This is a genomic window from Pseudofrankia asymbiotica (genome assembly GCF_001983105.1).
Lineage (GTDB): Bacteria > Actinomycetota > Actinomycetes > Frankiales > Frankiaceae > Pseudofrankia > Pseudofrankia asymbiotica.
The window spans coordinates 1-1574 of the sequence record NZ_MOMC01000167.1; the positions used below are offsets into that span (position 1 = coordinate 1).

Below are 1574 nucleotides of genomic sequence, written 5' to 3' on the forward strand. Positions count from 1 at the left end.
CCGGGTCTTCGAAGTTAACCGGGGTGGGCGTGGGTCCCGCATTCGGTTTGGTGACTGTGCGTGATGTTGGCCTGGTGTGGCTTTGTGTGCCGGGCGTGGGACGCTGGCGCGTCGTGACCTGAAAAGGGCCCGCAACCCCGGCGATCTTGGTTGTTCCTACGCAATCAAGACGCCACGGGGTTACGGGCTTGAGCGATCATACGAGTGTCGCGACGTTGTTGTTGGAGCTGGACGGTCTGGTGGTGCGGCACGTCGAGCGGCAGGCGGACGGCTCGCGGTTGGTGCGGCTGGAGACGGCGGACGAGGCCGCGCGGGCGTGCCCGTCGTGCGGGGTGTTCGCGACGCGGGTCAAGGGTGTGGTGCGCACCCGGCCGCGTGACCTGCCCGGCGGTTCCTCCGACCTGTGGCTGGAGTGGGTCAAGCGCCGCTGGTACTGCGACGAGCCGGGCTGCGCGCAGGGATCGTTCACCGAGTCGCTGCCGGCGGTGCCGGCCAGGGCGCGGCTGACGGCCCGGCTGCGCGCGGAGGCCGGCCGGCGGGTGGTCGACGGGGCCTGCGCGACGGTCACGGCCTGCGCCCGGTCGCTTCGCCTGTCCTGGCCGACGACCATGGACGCGGTGCGTGAGGCGGCGGCGTCGCTGGCCGCTGCCCCGGCGCCGCCGGTCGAGGTCCTCGGGATCGACGAGGTGCGCCGGGGCCGGCCGCGCTGGCGGCCCGTCGACAGCCCCGCGCCGGCCCGGGAGCCCACGGCCGGCGAGCCCGCCGGTGGCGAGCCGGCGAAGGCCCGGGTGCTGGCCGACCGGTGGCACGTCGGGTTCACCGACCTGGCCGGTGGGCAGGGCATGCTCGGCCAGGTCGAGGGCCGCACCGCCGACGACGTCGCGTACTGGCTGGCCAGCCAGCCCGCGGCCTGGCGCGACCGGGTCACCCACGTCGCGATCGACATGTGCACCGTGTTCGTCGCCGCGGTCCGCCGCTACCTGCCCCACGCCACCCTCGTCGTCGACCACTTCCATCTGGTGCACCTCGCCAACGGCGTCGTCGCGGAGGTCCGCCGCCGGATCACCACCACCACCCGCGGCCGGCGCGGACGCGACAGCGACCCCGAATGGAAGATCCGCAACCTGCTGCGGCGCAACCGGGAGAACCTCACCGACCGCCAACTCGCGAAACTGTGGAACACCCTGACCGACCTCGGCGAACCCGGCCTGACGATCCTGGCCGCCTGGATCGCGAAGGAAGAACTCCGCGCGCTGTTCGCGCTCGCCGGTACCCACCCCGACCGCACCGTGATCGCCCACCGGCTCACGAAGTTCTACACCTGGTGCGCCAGCGCCGGCATCCCCGAGCTCGAACGCCTCGCCACCACGATCAGCACCTGGTGRCCATGCATCGAGGCGTTCCTCCACACAAAGATCACCAACGCGGCCAGTGAAGGCTACAACCGGGTCGTCAAACTCGACGCCCGCAACGCCTACGGATACCGCAACCCCACCAACCAGCGCCTACGCACACGCTGCGCAACCACCCGCCGAGCCCGCGGATGCCTCAACCCCGCCTAACCTCGAAGAGCC

Annotated in this window: 1 protein-coding gene; it reads left to right on the forward strand. The window is 71.9% G+C overall.

The genetic code is table 11. From position 1 onward, the window contains the following. Positions 1–188 precede the first annotated feature (188 nt). Positions 189–1562: an ISL3 family transposase gene (locus BL253_RS39010; RefSeq protein ID WP_241835545.1), complete on the forward strand. Its 1374-nt coding sequence runs from the start codon at positions 189–191 to the stop codon at positions 1560–1562. Positions 1563–1574: the final 12 nt, after the last annotated feature.